At 51.5% G+C, this 1,460-nt stretch carries 1 protein-coding gene; it reads left to right on the plus strand.

Features of this window, described 5'->3' with window-relative positions; genetic code table 11:
- Window positions 1-113 precede the first annotated feature (113 nt).
- The gene (locus tag F6X37_RS35700; protein ID WP_187614662.1) at window positions 114-755 is read left to right on the plus strand and encodes a hypothetical protein; all 642 of its coding nucleotides are present in this window, start codon (window positions 114-116) and stop codon (window positions 753-755) included.
- Window positions 756-1,460 lie beyond the last annotated feature (705 nt).

The raw sequence follows: 1,460 nt of genomic DNA on the forward strand, positions 1-1,460 counted from the left end.
TGGACACCGGTTGGTGCCGTGACGCTTAACCCCGAACGCGACTCAGTCGTCGAGATGGCGTCGATCAGCGCAAATAAACAGCCTCTGGCTGCATGAGTGAGGCGACAACTTGCTTGACGCGCGCCGACGCCTTCGAGGCCTATGTGGGCGATTCCCTTCGTCTGTGCTGTACTCAAGTATTGAGCGAACAGGAAATCGTTGAACGGTTCAATGTCAAAGGGCCATGCAACGACTTCGCTGTCCTCGGCGACGACTACGTTGTGCTAGTAGAGGCAAAGAACAAAGCCTTGACACATGCATTGACTGCAACCGGTTCTGCCAAAACCTACCAGTCGAAGTTCAAAGCCACAGTAGTGAAGGCTGCGAGTCAAATCGAGAATGTAGCTCAGCATGTCCGCGCAGATGCCGAGTACACGCACGCTCGCATCTATCGGGTCGTCGTCACCTATGGTGACCTAATGCTTGGAAACGCAGAGTTTCTCTTCGATGCTGCGGACGATGAGGAGGTGCCGCTTGTGCTGAGTGTTGACCAAATAGACCGACTTACGGAAGCTGTACGTATCGGCCGCTGCACATTTGGTGCGTTTTCGAAGATTATCGCAAGCGTCAGGGGGCGCCGCAGACACGGCTCTTCTCACCTGCCCATCTTAACTGAACCCAAATACTGGCTAGACGAACAACCGGTGCATCTTCAATGCATTTTATATCCGTTCTTCGATAGCATCTCGGCTTTGGTAGAGGAGTACGTCGCCTAGTATCTTTGGGTGTCATGACACGTTCAGAGCCAAGGAAGCAGGGCCCGGGAGAACATACAAAAGAGTTGGGACCGTGTCGAATTCTCAACCGAAGAATTCGGTGAAATCATCGGCACAAATTCGATTCATAAAGTCATCGTTTCGCAGCGTTGTCAATCCATTGAGGGAAGTAAGAATGTCCGAATCTGGTGCAAAATATCGTCCGGATATGCAAGTGATGATACTTCCCGCATACCTCGAAGCCGCGTTGGACGAAAAGCAACCGGACGCTTTGTTGACCGCCTCCGAGAAGGCATTCATCTTCCACGAGTGGATTCACTATCTTCACAACGTCTCAACGATTCACGGCTTGGCGAGTCTCACTACGCTACTGAAGCTCTGGTCGAATTTCCGATATATCTTTTGGCGAGATGACGCGAGCGACGATGAGCCTTCGCGGAAAGCCGCTATGCTCTTGGACCTCGATACAGATGTTAGATACATGGCGGGCTCTCGGGGTGCGCAATCAAATGACTTGCCAGAAAAGCTACACATAAGTGACGTTCGATTCAATGAAGTGAACCTTACTTCCCTTCCGTTCCCCCGGCGTCAGACTACTTGTCGTGTTATCTGAATCTTATAGACATGGTCCGGGGGCGGTAAAATCAGGGTGAATGAAAGCCTACTCAGCAGAAAGAAAAGAAGCGCTGGTGCGTCGCATGATGC

It is taken from the genome of Paraburkholderia sp. 31.1, assembly GCF_014397645.1.
Lineage (GTDB): Bacteria > Pseudomonadota > Gammaproteobacteria > Burkholderiales > Burkholderiaceae > Paraburkholderia > Paraburkholderia tuberum.